This is a genomic window from Stenotrophomonas sp. FR024, from assembly GCF_047500745.2.
Classification (GTDB): domain Bacteria; phylum Pseudomonadota; class Gammaproteobacteria; order Xanthomonadales; family Xanthomonadaceae; genus Stenotrophomonas; species Stenotrophomonas maltophilia_A.
In genome coordinates this window covers 235,730-252,418 of sequence record NZ_JAXAXM020000001.1, presented here as the reverse complement: position 1 = coordinate 252,418, position 16,689 = coordinate 235,730, and the positions used below count along the sequence as shown (strand labels likewise).

At 67.5% G+C, this 16,689-nt stretch carries 16 protein-coding genes; 5 read left to right on the top strand and 11 right to left on the bottom strand.

Annotation, left to right across the window (positions count from 1 at the left end; all coding sequences use genetic code 11):
• Positions 1-49: 49 nt before the first annotated feature.
• From ACMZ91_RS01105 to ACMZ91_RS01085, 5 genes are all read right to left on the bottom strand, one after another.
• Positions 50-1,306, bottom strand: coding sequence for a cysteine desulfurase (locus ACMZ91_RS01105; RefSeq protein ID WP_414576639.1), 1,257 nt, complete (start codon positions 1,304-1,306; stop codon positions 50-52).
• Positions 1,303-2,565, bottom strand: a complete 1,263-nt coding sequence (gene sufD / locus ACMZ91_RS01100) for a Fe-S cluster assembly protein SufD (RefSeq protein WP_019337096.1) — start codon at positions 2,563-2,565, stop codon at positions 1,303-1,305. The genes ACMZ91_RS01105 and sufD overlap by 4 nt, the downstream gene beginning before the upstream one ends.
• Positions 2,565-3,329 carry a Fe-S cluster assembly ATPase SufC gene (gene sufC / locus ACMZ91_RS01095; protein WP_019337095.1) on the bottom strand — a complete coding sequence of 255 codons (765 nt, stop codon included), beginning with the start codon at positions 3,327-3,329 and terminating at the stop codon, positions 2,565-2,567. Before sufC ends, sufD begins: the two co-directional genes overlap by 1 nt.
• Before the next feature lie 74 nt (positions 3,330-3,403).
• Positions 3,404-4,879 (bottom strand): Fe-S cluster assembly protein SufB, encoded by a 1,476-nt coding sequence (gene sufB, locus ACMZ91_RS01090; protein ID WP_043396952.1) that lies wholly within the window; start codon positions 4,877-4,879, stop codon positions 3,404-3,406.
• A gap of 17 nt (positions 4,880-4,896) precedes the next feature.
• Positions 4,897-5,352, bottom strand: a complete 456-nt coding sequence (locus tag ACMZ91_RS01085) for an SUF system Fe-S cluster assembly regulator (RefSeq protein WP_005408436.1) — start codon at positions 5,350-5,352, stop codon at positions 4,897-4,899.
• 209 nt (positions 5,353-5,561) lie between these two features.
• Here ACMZ91_RS01085 and ACMZ91_RS01080 point away from each other — a divergent pair, with 209 nt between their 5' ends.
• Complete coding sequence (locus ACMZ91_RS01080) at positions 5,562-6,029, top strand: SET domain-containing protein (protein WP_100437477.1); 468 nt, start codon at positions 5,562-5,564, stop codon at positions 6,027-6,029.
• Positions 6,030-6,101: 72 nt separating this feature from the next.
• Here ACMZ91_RS01080 and ACMZ91_RS01075 read toward each other — a convergent pair whose 3' ends face one another.
• From ACMZ91_RS01075 to ACMZ91_RS01060, 4 genes are all read right to left on the bottom strand, one after another.
• Positions 6,102-6,698 (bottom strand): YceB family lipoprotein, encoded by a 597-nt coding sequence (locus tag ACMZ91_RS01075; protein WP_049413438.1) that lies wholly within the window; start codon positions 6,696-6,698, stop codon positions 6,102-6,104.
• Between the two features lie 81 nt (positions 6,699-6,779).
• Positions 6,780-7,328, bottom strand: a complete 549-nt coding sequence (locus ACMZ91_RS01070; RefSeq protein ID WP_100437478.1) for a hypothetical protein — start codon at positions 7,326-7,328, stop codon at positions 6,780-6,782.
• A 55-nt stretch (positions 7,329-7,383) separates the two neighbouring features.
• Positions 7,384-7,692: a DUF3861 family protein gene (locus tag ACMZ91_RS01065; protein ID WP_049398822.1), complete on the bottom strand. Its 309-nt coding sequence runs from the start codon at positions 7,690-7,692 to the stop codon at positions 7,384-7,386.
• A gap of 254 nt (positions 7,693-7,946) precedes the next feature.
• Positions 7,947-8,345: an HU family DNA-binding protein gene (locus ACMZ91_RS01060; RefSeq protein ID WP_010483539.1), complete on the bottom strand. Its 399-nt coding sequence runs from the start codon at positions 8,343-8,345 to the stop codon at positions 7,947-7,949.
• Between the two features lie 371 nt (positions 8,346-8,716).
• Here ACMZ91_RS01060 and ACMZ91_RS01055 point away from each other — a divergent pair, with 371 nt between their 5' ends.
• On the top strand, positions 8,717-9,148 hold the full coding sequence (locus tag ACMZ91_RS01055) for an OsmC family protein (protein ID WP_005408443.1): 432 nt from the start codon (positions 8,717-8,719) through the stop codon (positions 9,146-9,148).
• A 162-nt stretch (positions 9,149-9,310) separates the two neighbouring features.
• On the opposite strand, the gene ACMZ91_RS01050 is transcribed toward ACMZ91_RS01055, so the two are convergent.
• Both ACMZ91_RS01050 and ACMZ91_RS01045 read right to left on the bottom strand, forming a co-directional pair.
• Positions 9,311-10,189, bottom strand: coding sequence for a PhzF family phenazine biosynthesis protein (locus ACMZ91_RS01050; RefSeq protein WP_414576642.1), 879 nt, complete (start codon positions 10,187-10,189; stop codon positions 9,311-9,313).
• Between the two features lie 131 nt (positions 10,190-10,320).
• Positions 10,321-11,193, bottom strand: a complete 873-nt coding sequence (locus tag ACMZ91_RS01045) for a PhzF family phenazine biosynthesis protein (RefSeq protein WP_414576644.1) — start codon at positions 11,191-11,193, stop codon at positions 10,321-10,323.
• A 75-nt stretch (positions 11,194-11,268) separates the two neighbouring features.
• On the opposite strand from ACMZ91_RS01045, the gene ACMZ91_RS01040 reads away from it, so the two are divergent.
• From ACMZ91_RS01040 to murD, 3 genes are all read left to right on the top strand, one after another.
• Entirely contained in the window at positions 11,269-13,863 is a 2,595-nt protein-coding gene (locus tag ACMZ91_RS01040; protein ID WP_414576646.1) for a bifunctional aspartate kinase/diaminopimelate decarboxylase, read from the top strand.
• A gap of 76 nt (positions 13,864-13,939) precedes the next feature.
• Entirely contained in the window at positions 13,940-15,292 is a 1,353-nt protein-coding gene (gene murL / locus ACMZ91_RS01035) for a UDP-N-acetyl-alpha-D-muramoyl-L-alanyl-L-glutamate epimerase (protein WP_134951844.1), read from the top strand.
• Positions 15,273-16,682 (top strand): UDP-N-acetylmuramoyl-L-alanine--D-glutamate ligase, encoded by a 1,410-nt coding sequence (murD, locus tag ACMZ91_RS01030; RefSeq protein ID WP_414576648.1) that lies wholly within the window; start codon positions 15,273-15,275, stop codon positions 16,680-16,682. Before murL ends, murD begins: the two co-directional genes overlap by 20 nt.
• Positions 16,683-16,689 lie beyond the last annotated feature (7 nt).

Genomic DNA, 16,689 nt, shown 5'->3' with positions numbered 1-16,689 from the left:
GCCGCAGTTTCCTGCGGCGTTCTCATACTTCCCCGATTCTGGCGAATCCTCAGCCCAGCAGCTTGCGCACCTTGGTCAGCGCGGTCATGAAACGCTCGATCTCGGCGTGCGTGTTGTAGAACGCCAGCGAGGCACGGCAGGTAGCTGCGACGCCGAAGTACTGCAGCAGCGGATGCGCGCAGTGCTGGCCAGAGCGCACGGCCACGCCTTCCAGATCCAGAAGGGTGGCCAGATCGTGCGCATGCGCGCCGTCGATCAGGAACGAGACCACGGCGGCCTTCTCCGGCGCTTCGCCGATGATGCGCAGGCCGTCAACGCGGCGCAGCTCTTCGGTGAAGTGCGCCAGCAGTTCGGCTTCGCGTGCTTCCACGTTCTCCTGGCCAAGCTGCTGCAAGTAGTCGGCAGCCACGCCCAGGCCGATGAAACCGGCGATGTTCGGGGTGCCGGCTTCGAACTTGTGCGGGGCATCGTTGAACACGGTGCCGTCGAAGCTGACTTCCTTGATCATCTCGCCGCCGCCGAGGAACGGCGGCATCGCGTCCAGGTGCTCGCGGCGCGCCCACAGTGCGCCGGTGCCGGTCGGGCCGCACATCTTGTGGCCGGTGATGGCGTAGAAATCGCAGCCGATCGCGGCGACGTCGACCTTGCGGTGCGGCACGGCCTGCGAGCCATCGACCACGGTGATGATGCCGCGCTTGCGCGCTTCGCGGCAGATCTCGCGCACCGGGTTGACCGTGCCCAGCACGTTCGAGACGTGGGTGACCGCCAGCAGCTTGACCTCCGGGGTCATTGCCGCGCGCAGCGCATCCAGATCGAGTGCGCCGTCAGGCGTGATCTCGGCCACGCGGATGGTGGCGCCGGTACGCTGCGCGACCAGCTGCCACGGCACGATGTTGGCGTGGTGCTCCATGCGCGTGATCAGGATCACGTTACCGGCCTTCAGCCGTGGCAGCGCCCACGAGTAGGCCACCAGGTTGATGGCGAAGGTGGTGCCACTGCACAGCACCAGGTCGCTGGGACGCACGTTGAGGAAGCGCGCCAGCTTGTTGCGTGCGCCTTCGTAGGCATCGGTGGCCTCGCTGCCCAGTGCATGCACCGCACGGCTGACGTTGGCGTTGTAGCGGCGGTAGAACTCGTCCACCGCGCCGATCACCTGCACCGGCTTCTGGCCGGTGTTGGCATTGTCGAAATAGACCAGCGGCTTGCCATGCACTTCACGCATCAACAGCGGGAAGTCGAGACGGACGCGGTCCCAGTCGGGGGCGCCGGTGCGTTCTTCGATCGGTCGCGGCGTGGACAGGTTCATGCCACACCCGCCTCGGCGAGGGCCTTGTCCAGGCGACGTGCCAGCTGCGCACGCAGTGCGTCGGGCAGGATCTTCAGCGGCTCGTGGCAGAACGCGGCGCTCAGCAATGCCTGCGCCTGTGCCTGCGGCAGGCCGCGCGAGCGCAGGTAGAACAGCGCATTGGCGTCGAGCTGGCCGACAGTCGCACCGTGTGCGGCCTTCACTTCATCGGCATCGATCACCAGCGTCGGCTGGGTGTCGATCTCGGCATCGGCCGACAGCAGCAGGTTCTTGTTGGACAGGTTCGCGTCGGTGCCATCGGCGCCTTCGCGGATCTGGATGCCACCATGGAACACCACGCGGCTGCGGTTGGCGGCGACGCCGCGCCACAGCAGTTCGCAGGCGGTATCGCGTGCGATGTGGTCGATGCCCAGGCGGGTTTCGACGTGGCGGCGGCCATTGCCGAGCAGCACGCCGTTGGCGGTCAGCTGGGCATTGTCGCCTTCCAGGCGCACGTTCAGTTCATGGCGGCTGAGCGCGGCGCCCAGCTCCAGGTCCACGCGGTGGTACTGCGCGTCGCGGGCCAGCACCGCGTCGGTGCGCAGGAAGCTGGTCTGGCGCGCGCTGCCTGCCTGCACGCGGGCGTGCTTGAGCACGGCATCACGGGCGACGTGGGCATGCAGCACGGTGTTGTCCAGGTGGGCGGAGTCACCCACGCTGAAGCGATGCTCGACCACGCCCAGGCTGGCGCCGGCACGCAGTTCGATCAGGTGACGGTGGTGCCAGGCCAGGTCGGTGTCGCCGGCGACGCTGGCGAATACCAGCTGCAGCGGCGTTTCGACCTGCACGCCTTCATCCACGCGCAACACCACACCTTCATCGGCCAGCGCGGCATTCAGGCGGGCGAAGATCTCCTCGCTGCGTTCGTAGCGGCGGCCAAGGAAACGCACGGCGTCTTCGCCGGCGGCCAGTGCGGCCGACAGCGGCTGCAGCTGCACGCCGGCCGGCAGCGCCTGCACGTCGCTCAGCGCGGCATCCAGGCGACCGTTGACGAACACCAGGCGCGGCGCCGGAATGTCGTCCAGCAGCGCGGCGTCCAGCGCAGGGCCCTGCAGCGGCGCCGCAGCGAACGCACGGCGTTCCAGCTGGCGCAGCGAGGTGTACTTCCAGGCTTCGTTGCGGGCGGCCGGCAGGCCGTCGCGCAGGGCCGCGTCCAGCACTTCGCGGCGCGCATCGCTGCCGCAGAAGGCTTGGGCCATCGAATCAAGCAGGGCGCTCATCAGACCGCCGCCTCGGGCACGACCCGGTCCTTCAGGAAATCATAGCCGTGCGCTTCCAGTTCCAGCGCCAGCTCCGGGCCGCCACTCTTGACGATGCGGCCATCGGCCAGCACGTGCACCACGTCCGGCTTGATGTAGTCCAGCAGGCGCTGGTAGTGGGTGATGACCAGGAACGAGCGGTCGGCGGCGCGCAGTGCGTTGACGCCGTCGGCCACGCTCTTCAGCGCGTCGATGTCCAGGCCCGAGTCGGTCTCGTCCAGGATCGCCAGCTTCGGTTCCAGCACGGCCAGCTGGAAGATCTCGTTGCGCTTCTTCTCGCCACCGGAGAAGCCTTCGTTGACGCCACGGTGCAGCAGTTCGTCCTTCAGGTGCAGCACGGCCAGCTTCTGGCGCACCAGCTTGAGGAACTGCATGGAATCGAGTTCTTCCTCACCGCGCGCCTTGCGCTGGGCGTTCAGTGCCGCGCGCAGGAAGTAGGTGTTGTTCACGCCCGGGATTTCCACCGGGTACTGGAACGCCAGGAACAGGCCGGCAGCGGCGCGCGCTTCCGGGTCCTGCTCCAGCAGGTCGACGCCGTCGAACTGCACGCTGCCTTCGGTCACTTCGTAGCCGTCGCGGCCGGCCAGGACATTGCCCAGGGTGGACTTGCCGGCGCCGTTGGGGCCCATGATGGCGTGCACCTGGCCGGGCTGGACGTCCAGCGACAGGCCCTTGAGGATTTCCTTGTCGCCGATGCGGGCGTGGAGGTTTTCGATCTTCAGCATGGTGGGGGTTTCCGTGGGGCGGGCCGCGGCCCGCCGGTAAAGAGAATGCGTTTGCGAGGGGCAGGGGCGGGCGGTCAGCCCACCGAACCTTCCAGCGAGACTTCCAGCAGCTTCTTGGCTTCCACCGCGAACTCCATCGGCAGTTCGCGGAACACCTGCTTGCAGAAGCCGTCGACGATCATCGACACCGCGTCTTCCTGGCTGATGCCACGGGCGCGGCAGTAGAACAGCTGATCGTCGGAGATCTTGGAGGTGGTGGCCTCGTGCTCGACGGTGGCGCCCGGGTTCTTCACTTCGATGTAGGGGAAGGTGTGCGCGCCGCACTGCTTGCCGATCAGCAGCGAATCGCACTGGGTGTAGTTGCGCGCGCCGTCGGCGTTGCGGTCCACACGCACCAGGCCGCGGTAGGTGTTCTGGCCACGGCCGGCACTGATGCCCTTGCTGACGATCTTGCTCTTGGTGCGCTTGCCGACGTGGATCATCTTGGTACCGGTGTCGGCCTGCTGGCGGTGATGGGTCAGCGCCACGGAGTGGAACTCACCGACCGAGTCGTCGCCCAGCAGCACGCAGGACGGGTACTTCCAGGTGATCGCCGAGCCGGTCTCGACCTGGGTCCAGGTGACCTTGCTGCGCGCACCACGGCACTCGGCACGCTTGGTGACGAAGTTGTAGATGCCGCCGACGCCGTTCTCGTCGCCCGGGTACCAGTTCTGCACGGTGGAGTACTTGATCTCCGCGTCTTCCAGCGCGACCAGCTCGACCACCGCAGCGTGCAGCTGGTTCTCGTCGCGCATCGGCGCGGTGCAGCCTTCCAGGTAGGACACGTAGGCCTTGTCCTCGCACACGATGAGGGTGCGCTCGAACTGGCCGGTGTGGCCGGCATTGATGCGGAAGTAGGTGCTCAGTTCCATCGGGCAGCGAACGCCCTTGGGAATGAACACGAAGCTGCCATCGGAGAACACCGCCGAGTTGAGCGCGGCGAAGTAGTTGTCGCCCACCGGCACCACGGTGCCCAGGTACTGGCGGACCAGTTCCGGGTGTTCCTTGATGGCCTCGGACATCGAGCAGAAAATGATGCCCTTCTCGGCCAGTTCCTTGCGGAACGTGGTGCCGACGGACACCGAGTCGAACACCGCGTCCACCGCCACGCCGGCCAGCTTGGCACGCTCGTGCAGCGGCACGCCCAGCTTGTCGTAGGTGTCCAGAAGTTCCTTCGGCACGTCATCCAGCGAGGCGTACTTCGGGCCCTTCGGCGCGGAGTAGTAGCTGAGCGCCTGCAGGTCGATCGGCGCGATCTCCAGCTTGGCCCAGTCCGGCATCGGCATGGTCAGGAAGTGGCGGTAGGCGTCCAGGCGCCACTGCGTCATCCACTCCGGCTCTTCCTTCTTGGCCGACAGGGCACGGATGGTGTCCTCGTCCAGGCCCGGCGGCAGGGAGTCCGATTCGATCTCGGTGATGAAGCCGGCCGAATACTTGCGGCCGAGCTGCTCGTGGATCTCGCGGTTGGGGGTGTCGTCGTGGGCGACGTTTTCGATGGTTTCGGTGGCCATGGGGGGCTGCCTACGGATCAGGAGACGACGTCGACAGCGATGGTGCGGCGCTGTTCGTCATCGGCAAGGGGGAGAGGGGGCAGGATCTGCGCAAGGGTGACATCGCGCAGGGCCTCGGAAACCACGTCGTTGATCAACCGCCAGCTGCTGCGCGCGCCGCACTTGGGCGCCATGCCGCACTGGTGGTGGTCGTGGCTGCATTCGGTCAGGGCCAGCGGCCCTTCCATCGCTTCGACCACTTCGAACAGCGAGATCTCGATGGCCGGGCGGGTCAGGCGGTAGCCGCCACGGACGCCGCGCAGGCCTTCAACCAGGCCGGCCTGGGCCAGCGGCTTGAGCACCTTGCTGACGGTGGGCGGCTCCAGACCGGTGAATTCGGCCAGCTCGGTGGCACTGAGCACCTCGCCCGGACGGGCGGCGAGCACGGTCAGCACGACGGTGGCGTAATCGGTGAGTTTGGTGACGCGCAACATGGGGATGCGAGTGGTTCTTAAAGCGGACTGAAATTGTACGCTTTTATTCGCCGCCATCCAACCCGGGCATTCAGCCGGCGCTGGGGCCGGGCCGGGAGGACACACCGGGGCCGTTGCCAGGGCGCAATGCTGCGCCAACGGGGTGATTTTCGCAATCACCCGGAATGGGCGAGAATCCCTGTTCCATTCGCTGCAAACAGCCCGTGCCGATGCCGAAGAAGATCCAAGCCCGCAAGTCCGCCATCCATGGCAACGGCGTGTTCGCCGTGGCCCCGATCAAGCAGGGCGAGCGCGTGATCCAGTACAAGGGCCTGCTGCGCAGCCACGGCGACGTTGATGCCGATGACAGCGGCGACGTCGAAAGTGGCCATACCTTCCTGTTCACCCTCAACGACGACTGGGTGATCGATGCCAACTACAAGGGCAATGACGCGCGCTGGATCAACCACAGCTGCGCCCCGAACTGCGAGGCGGTGATCGAGGAAGACGAGGACGGCGACAGCCGCGGCGACAAGGTGTTCATCGAGGCGCTGCGTGACATCAAGGCCGGCGAAGAGCTGACCTACAACTACGGCATCACCCTGGCCGAGCGCCACACCGCCAAGCTGAAGAAGATCTGGGAATGCCGCTGCGGCTCGCCCAAGTGCACCGGCACCATGCTGCAGCCCAAGCGCTGACCCGCAGCGGGTAGTGCCGGCCGCTGGCCGGCACACATGTGAAATGCGTGCCGGCCAGCGGCCGGCACTACCTTACTTACCCAGCACGCCTGCCGGCACCAGGTTGCCCAGGTTCTGGTTGAAGGTGACCACCAGCTTGCCGTTCTTCACCTGCGCCGACTGCACCTGCAGGGCGCCGAGCAGGCCGGCCACGGCCGGGTCCAGCTTGTAGATCGGTTCGCGCTGGGCGTAGTCGCTCAGCCAGGCATTGAGCAGGCCGCGGGTGCGCGAATCGAGGCGCCCGCCCTGGTTGGCCGGGGTGAAGTCATCCACGCTCGGCTGCTGCAGGTGGAAGCCCTGGGTCTGCGCGTCGTAGCGCAGGCCACTGCTGAGCTTCACCGTGCCCAGCTTGGACGGGTTGCCACCGGCGGTGGCCAGTGCCACATCCATGCCCAGGTTCAACCGTTCGCCGGCCGGAAGGCTCAGTTGCGGGTGGCTCATGGTCAGGGCGATCAGGCCGCCGAGGGCGTCCTGGGTGCGCGGGAAGCTGCCATCGAGGTACTGCTGCACGTCACTGGCGCCGACCGACAGTTCGCGGCCGGAAATGGAAGGGGCGGCCTGGGCGCCGATCGCAGCGGCGATCAGCACGGTGGAGGCCGCGAGGCGGGTCATCAGGGAACGCAGGCGCATGGCGGTGACCGGTGGATATGAATGGACGAATCAAAGAGTAGCCGTGCCGGCTGAATCGCGCGTGCATGCCGCTGCAACGGTTCAGTCCAGCGTTGGCCGCAGTTGCGCCGACTGGATCTGCCAGGCGCGGCGATCGGCACGGGGTTGCACCCGGTACCAGCCACCGAAGCGGAAGGTGCCCTCAGGGGTCACTGCGCGGATCTGCACCGGAACCTCCAGCAGCTGCGGCGGCTGGTGACCGTCGCGCGCGATCGGTAGTTCGCTGGTCAGGCGCAGGCTGCGCACGTCCGTGAGCTGGCGCAATGCGGCATCGTCGGCGCGTCGTGCATCGCTGGGCGGGAATGTCCACGCGGCGTCGACGGCCTTGCGATCGCGATTGAGCAGGGCCATGACATAGGCATTGAGCATTCCCGCCGGCAGCTCGGCCTCGGCCGCGACGGCGGCAAACAGGGGATCGACATCGATGGCCTGCACGGCCGGTGCATCGCCTTCTGCGGCGGTCTGTGACTTCGTGCGGGCAGCCACCTCGGCCGTGGCCGACGGTGTGGCATCCGCTGGATCGGATTGCGATGGCGGCCGGGAACAGGCCAGCAGCACCAGCGGTGCGAGCAGTATCAGGAACCTGCGCATGTCTGCCTCCTCCCCGAGGCGAACGGAAGGAGGCAGTGTATCGACTGTGCCGCGATCAGCGGGAGGAGGGCAGCTGTTCCAGTGCATCCAGCGCCGGCAGCACCTGCGCGGCGATGGCGGCCAGGGCATGCCCTTCGGTGTCGGCGTGGCGCTGCACAATGTCGCGCAGCAGCTGGGTGGCGATCACCAGGGTCGCGCGCTCGTCGCCGCTGATACCAGCGGTGCGCGGCGCCGCTTCCAGCAGGCGCATCAGGTCGCGGCTTGCGCGATGTTCCAGTTCGATGGTGCAGCGCCCGGTGCACTGCAACCCGTCCTTTTCGATGGGGGTCACCGAGATCCGGTAGCGGGTGGAGGGGCTGGCCATGAGGGTGTGCTCGCCGTAGCTGTGGAGGATGTGCCCACCTTAGGCAAGGCCGTGCCCGGCGGCGATGGCCGGGGCTGCACGCAGTGTTCCACCCGGTACGTTCCGGGGCCGCAACGGACCACGCCCAGCCAATGGCGACGGGCCTGTACGCGCATTCCCGGGGATGCGGCAACGCTGTGTTGCGGGCTGTGGTTGGGACAAAAAAAACGGGACGGCCAGAGCCGTCCCGTCGGAATCCGCGTTGGGGCGCGCGCTTACAGCGCGGCGTCCTTCAGCTTCTTCAGCGGACGCACCTTCAGCTTGGTGGTGGCCGGCTTGGCAGCGAACCACTGCTCTTCCTTGGTGAACGGGTTGATGCCCTTGCGCTTCGGCTTGGCCGGCACATTGACGGTGGTGATCTTCAGCAGGCCCGGCAGGGTGAAGGAGCCAGCGCCCTTCTTGTGCACCGAGGAGGCGACGGCGCTTTCAAGCGAGGCCAGCACAGCGCGGACGTCCTTGGCGATGACGCCGGAGGCTTCAGCGATGTGTGCAACCAGGCCGGACTTGGTCAGCACTTCCTTGATCGGCTTCGGAGCGGCCGGCTTGGCGGCTGCCTTCGTCGCGACTTTCTTCACTGCCTTCTTCGGGGCAGCCTTCTTAGCGGTCTTTGCCATGGTTTCCTGTTCCGTGAACGGTTGGTTGTTTGGTCGGCGCCGAACCCCGTCGGCAAGCGCAATGTAGGGCAACTCTCGGGCGCCGCCAATAGCCCGAAGCGCGGAAAGTGCATGTTTTTTCATATCCAGGCCGATTCAGTACATGGCCGGCAGTGGGGGAAGGGGGTGTGGCAGCGCGCGCGATGGCCCGCGCCCGCCCATCGGAGGAATGCGCGAAACCACTGAAAACAAGGGAAAAATGCGCGCCGGTCTGGCGAAGAAGTGACCAGTTGTCCGGTTTCCGGCGGACCTGTAGCGTGCGGCGGAGCGACGCAGGGCTAACGCCTCCCGTGCGAGGGTGACCGTTCATCACCGTCACGCAGGAGCAGCACATGGGAATCTCGCGACACGCCACCGCGCACTGGGAAGGCGATCTGAAGTCGGGCAAGGGGCAGCTGAGCACGCCGCAGAGCGGGCTGCTGGACAAGACACGCTACGGCTTCAACAGCCGTTTCGGCGACGAAAAGGGCACCAATCCGGAAGAACTGATCGCTGCCGCGCACGCCGGCTGTTTCACCATGGCGCTGTCGGCCAAGCTCGGCGAGGCCGGCTTTACCCCGACCTCGCTGGATACCGAAGCCAAGGTCGATCTGTCGCTGGAAGGCGGCCCGCAGCTGTCGCAGATCCGGCTGAAGGTGAAGGCCGTGGTGCCAGGCATCGACGCGACGCAGTTCCGTGCGATTGCCGATGACGCCAAGCAGAACTGCCCGGTATCCAAGGCGCTGAGCGCAGTGCCGATCAGCCTGGAAGCCGAGCTGGGCTGAGGGTAGTGCCGGCCGCTGGCCGGCAACCGCATGATGTCGAGGTCCAGGTAGCAGCCGGCCAGCGTTATGGCGGCCTTCCTGGCCGCCACCCTCCGCGCCGTCGCATCCAACGTTGGCAGCGGCTCCTGCCGCTGCCTTCGGCTCTACCACCCCCCATCACAATCACCAATCAAGGGTGCCGGTAATCACCGTCTGCACCTGGCCACCGGACCAGACTTCCCCGTCTTCATCGACGAAAAGGGTCAGGCGCGCGTCGTGGCCGACTTCGCGGCCCTGGCTGACTTCGAACGGTGCGCGACCACGGGGCAGCGCATCGCGCAGGTCCAGCCATGCGGCCAGCACCGCATTGGCGGCACCGGAGGCGGCGTCCTCGAAGCGGCGTCCATTGCCGACGAAGGCACGTACCGCCAGATCGAAGCCCTCACCGCCATCGCTGAAGGCATAGGCAAACACGCCCATGCTGTCGGTGGACTCGGCCAGTGCGGCCACCGCATCCCAGTCCGGCTGCAATGCGCGCAATGCGGCCTCATCGGCCACCTGCACCACCCACCAGCTGCGTCCGCCCTGCATCCGCGCCGGCGGCAGGGAGCCCAACGGCCAGTCCTTCAGCGCCGCCTGCAGGCGTGGATCGGTCGCCTCGGCAGTCTCGGCCAGCTGCGCGCGCGGCGTGCGGATGGCGATGCGCTGCTGCGCACCCTCACCGCTGACGCGTAGCGGCAGGGCACCGGCAATGCCGTCCTGTACCAGCACACCATCGACCGCTGCGGCCAGGCCGGCCTGCAGCACCGCATGCGCGGTGCCGACGCTGGGGTGGCCGGCAAACGGAACTTCCTTCTGCGGGCTGAACATGCGCAGCCGGTAACTGGCACCGGCGACCTGCGGCGGGAACACGAAGGTGGTTTCGGGCAGGCGCGTCCAGCGCGCGATGGCCTGCATGCTGGCGTCGTCCAGGCCCTCGGCATCGAGCACCACGGCCAGCGGATTGCCGGCGCCGGCGCGCGGGGAGAACACATCCAGCTGCAGGAAACGGTGGGTGGACATCAGGCGGCACTCCAGTAAACAGGCCGCATAGCGTAGCGCGGGGCACCAAAAAGGGGACGGAGGGAATTAAGTCGCTTTTGCCCCATGTGCCATAAGCGACTTAATTCCCTCCGTCCCCTTTTTTCCGTGGGCTACCAGCGGATGTGGCCGTCGATGACCGCCTGCACCTGGCCGCCGATCCAGACCGTGCCCTGCGCATCAACCTGCACCTGCACGCGGCCATCGCGGCCGACTTCGCGGCCCTGGCTGGCCACGTAGTGGCCCTCGCGGCCGGGCAGAGCGTTGCGCTGCCGCAGCCAGGCACCGATCAGGGCATTGGCGCTGCCGGTCACCGGGTCCTCGGGTACGGCGGCCGCATCAGCGGGGCAGAAGGCGCGCACCACCCGGGTGTGGTCGGTGCCAGCTTCGTCGGCGAACACGGCCAGGCCGGTGGCATCAGTGGTGAGGCTCCAGTCGGCCAGTGCGGCCATGTCCGGCACCAGGTTGCGTACGGCGGAGGCGTCGCGCAGCGGCAGCAGCCACCAGCGAGCGCCGTTGTCCCACAGTTCGGGTACGTGCCCGCTGGCAGCCAGCGCCAGCAGCGCTTCCGGCGCTCCGTCCGCCGCTGTGTCCAGTTGCTGCGCCGGTGGGCTGGCCAGTTGGATCTGCAGCGCCTCGGCCGGGCCGCACACCCGTACCGGCAGCAACCCCGCCGCGCATTGCTGCAGCAGGGCACCGTCGCGTGGATGCGCCAGGCCGCAGGTCACCGCCGCCCAGGCGGCGCCGACGCTGGGGTGGCCGGCAAATGCCAGCTCGCGGGTCGGGGTGAAGATGCGGATGTGGTAGTCGGCGCCCGGCGCACTGGGGCGCAGGAAGAACACCGTCTCGGACAGGTTCAGCCAGGCGGCCAGGGCCTGCATCTGGCTGCTGGAGAGCTCGTCGGCGTCCAGGATGACGCCCAGTGGGTTGCCGGTGCCGGGGCGGGGGGCGAAGACATCGAGCTGCAGGTAACGGAGGACGGCCATCTACGAGGATATTGCGCTTAGAATCAAAGGTTCCGCCCCCGAGGGCGGCTTCCCCACATTCTACATAGCCAATCCATGTCAGCTTCCCCCCTTGTCGATCGTTGGATCGTACTGAAGTTCGGCGGCACCTCGGTGTCGCGTCGTCATCGCTGGGACACGATCGGGAAGCTGGCGAAAAAACGCGCGGAAGAGACCGGCTCGCGCGTGCTGGTGGTGGTGTCGGCGCTGTCCGGGGTCACCAACGAACTGACCGCGATCGCCGATGGCGCGCCCGACAGCCGGGACCGCGTGGCAGCGCTGGTCGAACGCCACGAGGCCTTCCTGGTTGAACTCGGCCTGGGCCGCGAGGTGCTGGCCGATCGCCTGGCGGCGCTGCAGGGCCTGCTCGACGACGCGCGTGCAGCCACCCGTCCGCTCGACTGGCAGGCCGAAGTGCTGGGCCAGGGCGAGCTGCTGTCCTCCACCCTGGGTGCGGCCTACCTGCGCGCGTCGGGCCTGGACATGGGCTGGATGGATGCCCGCCAGTGGCTGGACGCGATGCCGCCGCAGCCGAACCAGAGCGACTGGTCGCAGCGCCTGTCGGTGAACTGCCAGTGGCGCGCCGACGCGGAATGGGTGCAGCGCTTCCGCGCGCAGCCGACCCGCCTGCTGATCACCCAGGGCTTCATTTCGCGGCATGCCGATGGTGGTACCGCCATCCTCGGCCGTGGTGGCTCGGATACCTCGGCGGCGTACTTCGGTGCGCTGCTCGGTGCCAGCCGCGTGGAGATCTGGACCGATGTGCCGGGCATGTTCAGTGCCAACCCGAAGGACGTGCCGGACGCGCGCCTGCTGACCCGCCTGGATTATTACGAGGCGCAGGAAATCGCCACCACTGGCGCCAAGGTGCTGCACCCGCGCTCGATCAAGCCGTGCCGCGATGCTGGCGTGCCAATGGCCATCCTCGATACCGAGCGCCCGGAACTGCCGGGCACCAGCATCGATGGCAGCGCTGCGCCGGTCCCGGGCGTGAAGGCGATCAGCCGCCGCAACGGCATCGTGCTGGTGTCGATGGAAGGCATCGGCATGTGGCAGCAGGTCGGCTTCCTGGCCGATGTGTTCAACCTGTTCAAGAAGCATGGCCTGTCGGTGGACCTGATCGGTTCGGCCGAAACCAACGTCACCGTATCGCTGGATCCGTCCGAGAACCTGGTCAACACCGATGTGCTGGCCGCGCTGTCGGCCGACCTGTCGCAGATCTGCAAGGTGAAGGTGATCGTGCCGTGCGCAGCGATCACCCTGGTTGGCCGCGGCATGCGTTCGCTGCTGCACAAGCTGTCGGACGTGTGGGCCACGTTCGGCCGCGAGCGCGTGCACATGATCTCGCAGTCGTCCAACGACCTGAACCTGACCTTCGTCATCGACGAAGCCGATGCCGATGGCCTGCTGCCGATCCTGCACGCCGAGCTGATCGACAGCGGTGCGATGCCGGTGGAAGAGACCGAAGTGTTCGGCCCACGCTGGCGCGAGATCGCCGGCACCGTGCGCCCGCGTGGCACGCCGTGGTGGCGGGGCCAGCGGGCGCACCTGCTGCAGCTGGCCGATGCTGGCACGCCGCGCTATGTCTACCACCTGCCGACCGTGCGCGCCCGTGCCCGCGCGCTGGCCGCGATCAAGCCGATCGACCAGCGTTACTACGCGATCAAGGCCAACAGCCATCCGGCCATCCTGCAGCTGCTGGAGGCCGAGGGCTTCGGCCTGGAGTGCGTCTCGCACGGCGAACTGAAGCACGTGTTCCAGCACCTGCCGGAACTGTCGCCCAAGCGTGTGCTGTTCACCCCCAGCTTCTGCCCGCGCAGCGAGTACGAAGCCGCGTTCGCGCTGGGCGTGACCGTCACCGTCGACAACGTCGAAGCGCTGCAGCGCTGGCCGGACCTGTTCCGCAACCGCGAGCTGTGGCTGCGCGTGGATCTGGGCCGTGGCGAAGGCCACCATGCCAAGGTCCGTACCGGCGGCAAGGACTCCAAGTTCGGCCTGCCGATCGCCCGCGTCGATGAGTTCGTGCGCGCGGCCACCGATCTGGGCAGCCGCGTGGTCGGCCTGCACGCGCACCTCGGCAGTGGCGTGGAAACCGCGCAGCACTGGCGCCTGATGTGCGATGAGCTGGCCGGTTTCGCCCGCCGCATCGGCAGCGTGCACACCATCGACATCGGCGGTGGCCTGCCGATTCCGTACAGCGACGAAGACGAGCCGTTCGACCTGGACGCCTGGGCCGAGGGCCTGGCCGAGGTCAAGGCGCTGCATCCGGCATTCCGCCTGGCGATCGAGCCGGGCCGCTACCTGGTGGCCGAGTCCGGCGTGCTGCTGACCCATGTCACCCAGGTGGTGGAGAAGGACGGCGTGCGCCGTGTTGGCCTGGATGCCGGCATGAACGCACTGATGCGGCCGGCCCTGTACGACGCCTGGCACGACATCGAGAACCTCAGCCGCCAGGGCGGTTATGCCGAAGCGGCGTTCGATGTGGTCGGCCCGATCTGCGAATCCAGCGATGTCTTCGGCAAGCGCCGCAAGCTGCCGGTGTCGACCGCGCCGGACGACGTGATGCTGATCGCCGATGCCGGCGCCTACGGCTATTCGATGGCCAACACCTACAACCAGCGGATGCTGCCGCGCGAAGACGTGATCGAATGATCGCCGCGCGCGCCCTGCACCCGCCCACCGACACGCCCCGCGCCATCGCGCGGGCCCGTGCCTGACCGGATACACCATGACTGCTTTCGACAAACACCAGGTTTCCCGCTTCCGCTTCGTCCGCTGCGAATTCGCCGCGGACACCGGCGTGGCCAAGCTGGTCTACGCCTTTGATGACGGCCCGGAGATGGTGGAAACCATCACCGTGCCGGGCGCCCCGTTCGTGCTGGACGAAGCGCGTACCGCCGCTGTGCAGCGCGCGCTGCAGCTGCTGCACCTGATCGCCGGTGTCAGCTACTACAAGGCGGGCGTGCCGGAGACGGTCAGCATCGACAGCTACGCCATCGATGCCGATACCGCTGCGCTGGTGGAGACGGTCTACCTCAATGGCCTGGGTGAATTTGCCTACCGCAACGGCCTGAACCTGCGCGGGCGCTTCCGCCTGCCGGTGCAGGGCGAGGCAGTGCAGGCGCCGGTGCTGGGCCTGCAGCCGCACGCGCTGGTGGCGATCGGTGGCGGCAAGGATTCGCTGGTCAGCATCGAAGCGCTGCGCCGTGCCGGCGTGGACGAGACGGTGACCTGGATCGGTGGCTCGCAGCTGATCCGTGCCTGCGCTGAACGCACCGGCCTGCCGACGCTGAACCTGGGCCGCGCGCTGGCGCCGGAACTGTTCGAGCTGAACCGCCAGGGTGCGTGGAACGGGCATATCCCGGTCACTGCGGTGAACTCGGCGATCATGGTGCTGGCCGCGCTGCTGCAGGGCGTGGACCAGGTGGTGTTCTCCAACGAACGTTCGGCCAGCTACGGCAGCCAGATTCCGGGCACCGGCGAAGTGAACCACCAGTGGTCCAAGGGCTGGGCATTCGAGCAGGCGTTCGGCAGCCATGTGCAGACGCACGTAGCGGCGGACCTGCAGTACTACTCGCTGCTGCGCCCGATGTCGGAGCTGGCAGTGGCCCGCCAGTTCGCCAAGACCGATTTCTACGACGCGCATTTCTCCAGCTGCAACCGCAACTTCCACATCCTCGGCGAGCGCCCGGTGAACCGCTGGTGCGGTGTCTGCCCGAAGTGCCATTTCGTGTTCCTGGCGCTGGCCCCGTTCATGCCCAAGACGCGCCTGGTGCGCATCTTCGGCCGCAACCTGCTGGACGATGCCGAGCAGGCCGGCGGCTTCGACGCGCTGCTGGAATTCCAGGACCACAAGCCGTTCGAGTGCGTGGGCGAAGGCCGCGAATCGCGTGCGGCGATGGCGACCCTGGCGCAGCGCCCGGAGTGGAAGGAAGACGTGCTGGTGAAGCGCTTCTGCAATGAGATCCAGCCGCAGCTGGATGCCGCCGAACTGGAACTGGCATCGCTGCTGCAGCTGCAGGGCGAGCACCGCGTTCCGGCTGCGCTGTGGGAACGGGTGCGTGAAGATTTCGAAGCTTGAAGGAAAGCGCGTTGCGCTGTGGGGCTGGGGCCGTGAGGGCCGCGCCGCGTTTGCGGTGCTGCGCGAGCGCCTGCCCACGCTTGGCCTGAGCCTGTTCTGCCCGGCGGCCGAAGTGGAGGCCGCGCGTGCGGAAACACAGGGCGTGCTGGATGTGCGTGGCGAGCCTTCTGCTGAAGCGCTGGCCGCGTTCGACGTGGTGATCAAGTCGCCCGGCATCAGCCCCTACCAGCCGGTCGCGCTGGCTGCGGCGGGGCAGGGCACCACCTTCATCGGTGGCACCGCGCTGTGGTTTGCCGAACATGCAGGTGCCGATGGCATCGTGCACGACACCGTGTGCGTGACCGGCACCAAGGGCAAGAGCACCACCACCGCGCTGGTCGCGCACCTGCTGCGTGCCGCCGGCCACCGCACCGGCCTGGTCGGCAACATCGGCCTGCCGCTGCTGGAAGTGCTGGACCCGCAGCCCGCACCCGCGTACTGGGCGGTGGAACTGTCCAGTTACCAGACCGGCGAAGTGGCACGCAGTGGCGTGCATCCGCAGGTGGCGGTGGTGCTGAACCTGTTCCCGGAGCACTTGGACTGGCACGGCAGCGAGCAGCGTTACATCGAGGACAAGCTGCGGCTGGTGACTGAAGCCGCACCGCGCATCGCCGTGCTCAATGCCGCCGATCCGCATCTGGCTGCGCTGTCGCTGCCCGATAGCGAAGTGGTCTGGTTCAACCAGCCGCAGGGCTGGCATATGCGCGGTGACATCGTGCATCGCGGCGAGCAGGCCGTGTTCGATACCCGCAACACGCCGCTGCCGGGTCGCCACAACCGCGGCAACCTTTGTGCGGTACTGGCGGCGCTGGAAGCGCTGGGATTGGACGCGGTGGCGCTGGCGCCGGCGGTGCAGGATTTCCGCCCGTTGCCGAACCGCCTGCAGCGCATCGGCGTGGCCGATGGCCTGACCTACGTGAACGATTCGATCAGCACCACGCCGCATGCCAGCCTGGCCGCGCTGGAGTGTTTCGTCGGCCAGCGCATCGCGCTGCTGGTGGGCGGCCATGATCGTGGCCTGGACTGGACCGATTTCATGCAGCACATGGCGCACGACGTGCCGCCGGTGGAGATCGTGACCATGGGCAGCAACGGCCCGCGCATCCACGCCATGCTGCAGCCGCTGGCCGATGCTGGTCGCTTCGGCCTGCACGCGGCGGCGGATCTGCCCGAGGCAATGGCGCTGGCACGTGCCGCGTTGGGTTCTGAAGGCGGGGTGGTATTGCTGTCGCCGGGCGCGCCGAGCTTTGGTGCCTACCGGGATTACGTGGCGCGTGGCCGTCATTTCGCTGAGCTGGCTGGGTTTGACCCGGAGAGCATCAGCGCGATTCCCGGGCTGGGTATCGCTTGAAGGTAGT

Bases quoted from the DNA above. Each gene is read 5' to 3' on its own strand.
- sufC (WP_019337095.1), bottom strand. From the start codon at position 3,329: ATGCTGAAGATCGAAAACCTCCACGCCCGCATCGGCGACAAGGAAATC.
- ACMZ91_RS01060 (WP_010483539.1), bottom strand. From the start codon at position 8,345: ATGGCAAAGACCGCTAAGAAGGCTGCCCCGAAGAAGGCAGTGAAGAAA.
- ACMZ91_RS01075 (WP_049413438.1), bottom strand. From the start codon at position 6,698: ATGCGCCTGCGTTCCCTGATGACCCGCCTCGCGGCCTCCACCGTGCTG.
- ACMZ91_RS01065 (WP_049398822.1), bottom strand. From the start codon at position 7,692: ATGGCCAGCCCCTCCACCCGCTACCGGATCTCGGTGACCCCCATCGAA.
- ACMZ91_RS01080 (WP_100437477.1), top strand. From the start codon at position 5,562: ATGCCGAAGAAGATCCAAGCCCGCAAGTCCGCCATCCATGGCAACGGC.
- sufB (WP_043396952.1), bottom strand. From the start codon at position 4,879: ATGGCCACCGAAACCATCGAAAACGTCGCCCACGACGACACCCCCAAC.
- ACMZ91_RS01050 (WP_414576642.1), bottom strand. From the start codon at position 10,189: ATGTCCACCCACCGTTTCCTGCAGCTGGATGTGTTCTCCCCGCGCGCC.
- ACMZ91_RS01085 (WP_005408436.1), bottom strand. From the start codon at position 5,352: ATGTTGCGCGTCACCAAACTCACCGATTACGCCACCGTCGTGCTGACC.
- ACMZ91_RS01070 (WP_100437478.1), bottom strand. From the start codon at position 7,328: ATGCGCAGGTTCCTGATACTGCTCGCACCGCTGGTGCTGCTGGCCTGT.
- murL (WP_134951844.1), top strand. From the start codon at position 13,940: ATGACTGCTTTCGACAAACACCAGGTTTCCCGCTTCCGCTTCGTCCGC.
- sufD (WP_019337096.1), bottom strand. From the start codon at position 2,565: ATGAGCGCCCTGCTTGATTCGATGGCCCAAGCCTTCTGCGGCAGCGAT.
- ACMZ91_RS01045 (WP_414576644.1), bottom strand. From the start codon at position 11,193: ATGGCCGTCCTCCGTTACCTGCAGCTCGATGTCTTCGCCCCCCGCCCC.
- ACMZ91_RS01040 (WP_414576646.1), top strand. From the start codon at position 11,269: ATGTCAGCTTCCCCCCTTGTCGATCGTTGGATCGTACTGAAGTTCGGC.
- ACMZ91_RS01055 (WP_005408443.1), top strand. From the start codon at position 8,717: ATGGGAATCTCGCGACACGCCACCGCGCACTGGGAAGGCGATCTGAAG.
- ACMZ91_RS01105 (WP_414576639.1), bottom strand. From the start codon at position 1,306: ATGAACCTGTCCACGCCGCGACCGATCGAAGAACGCACCGGCGCCCCC.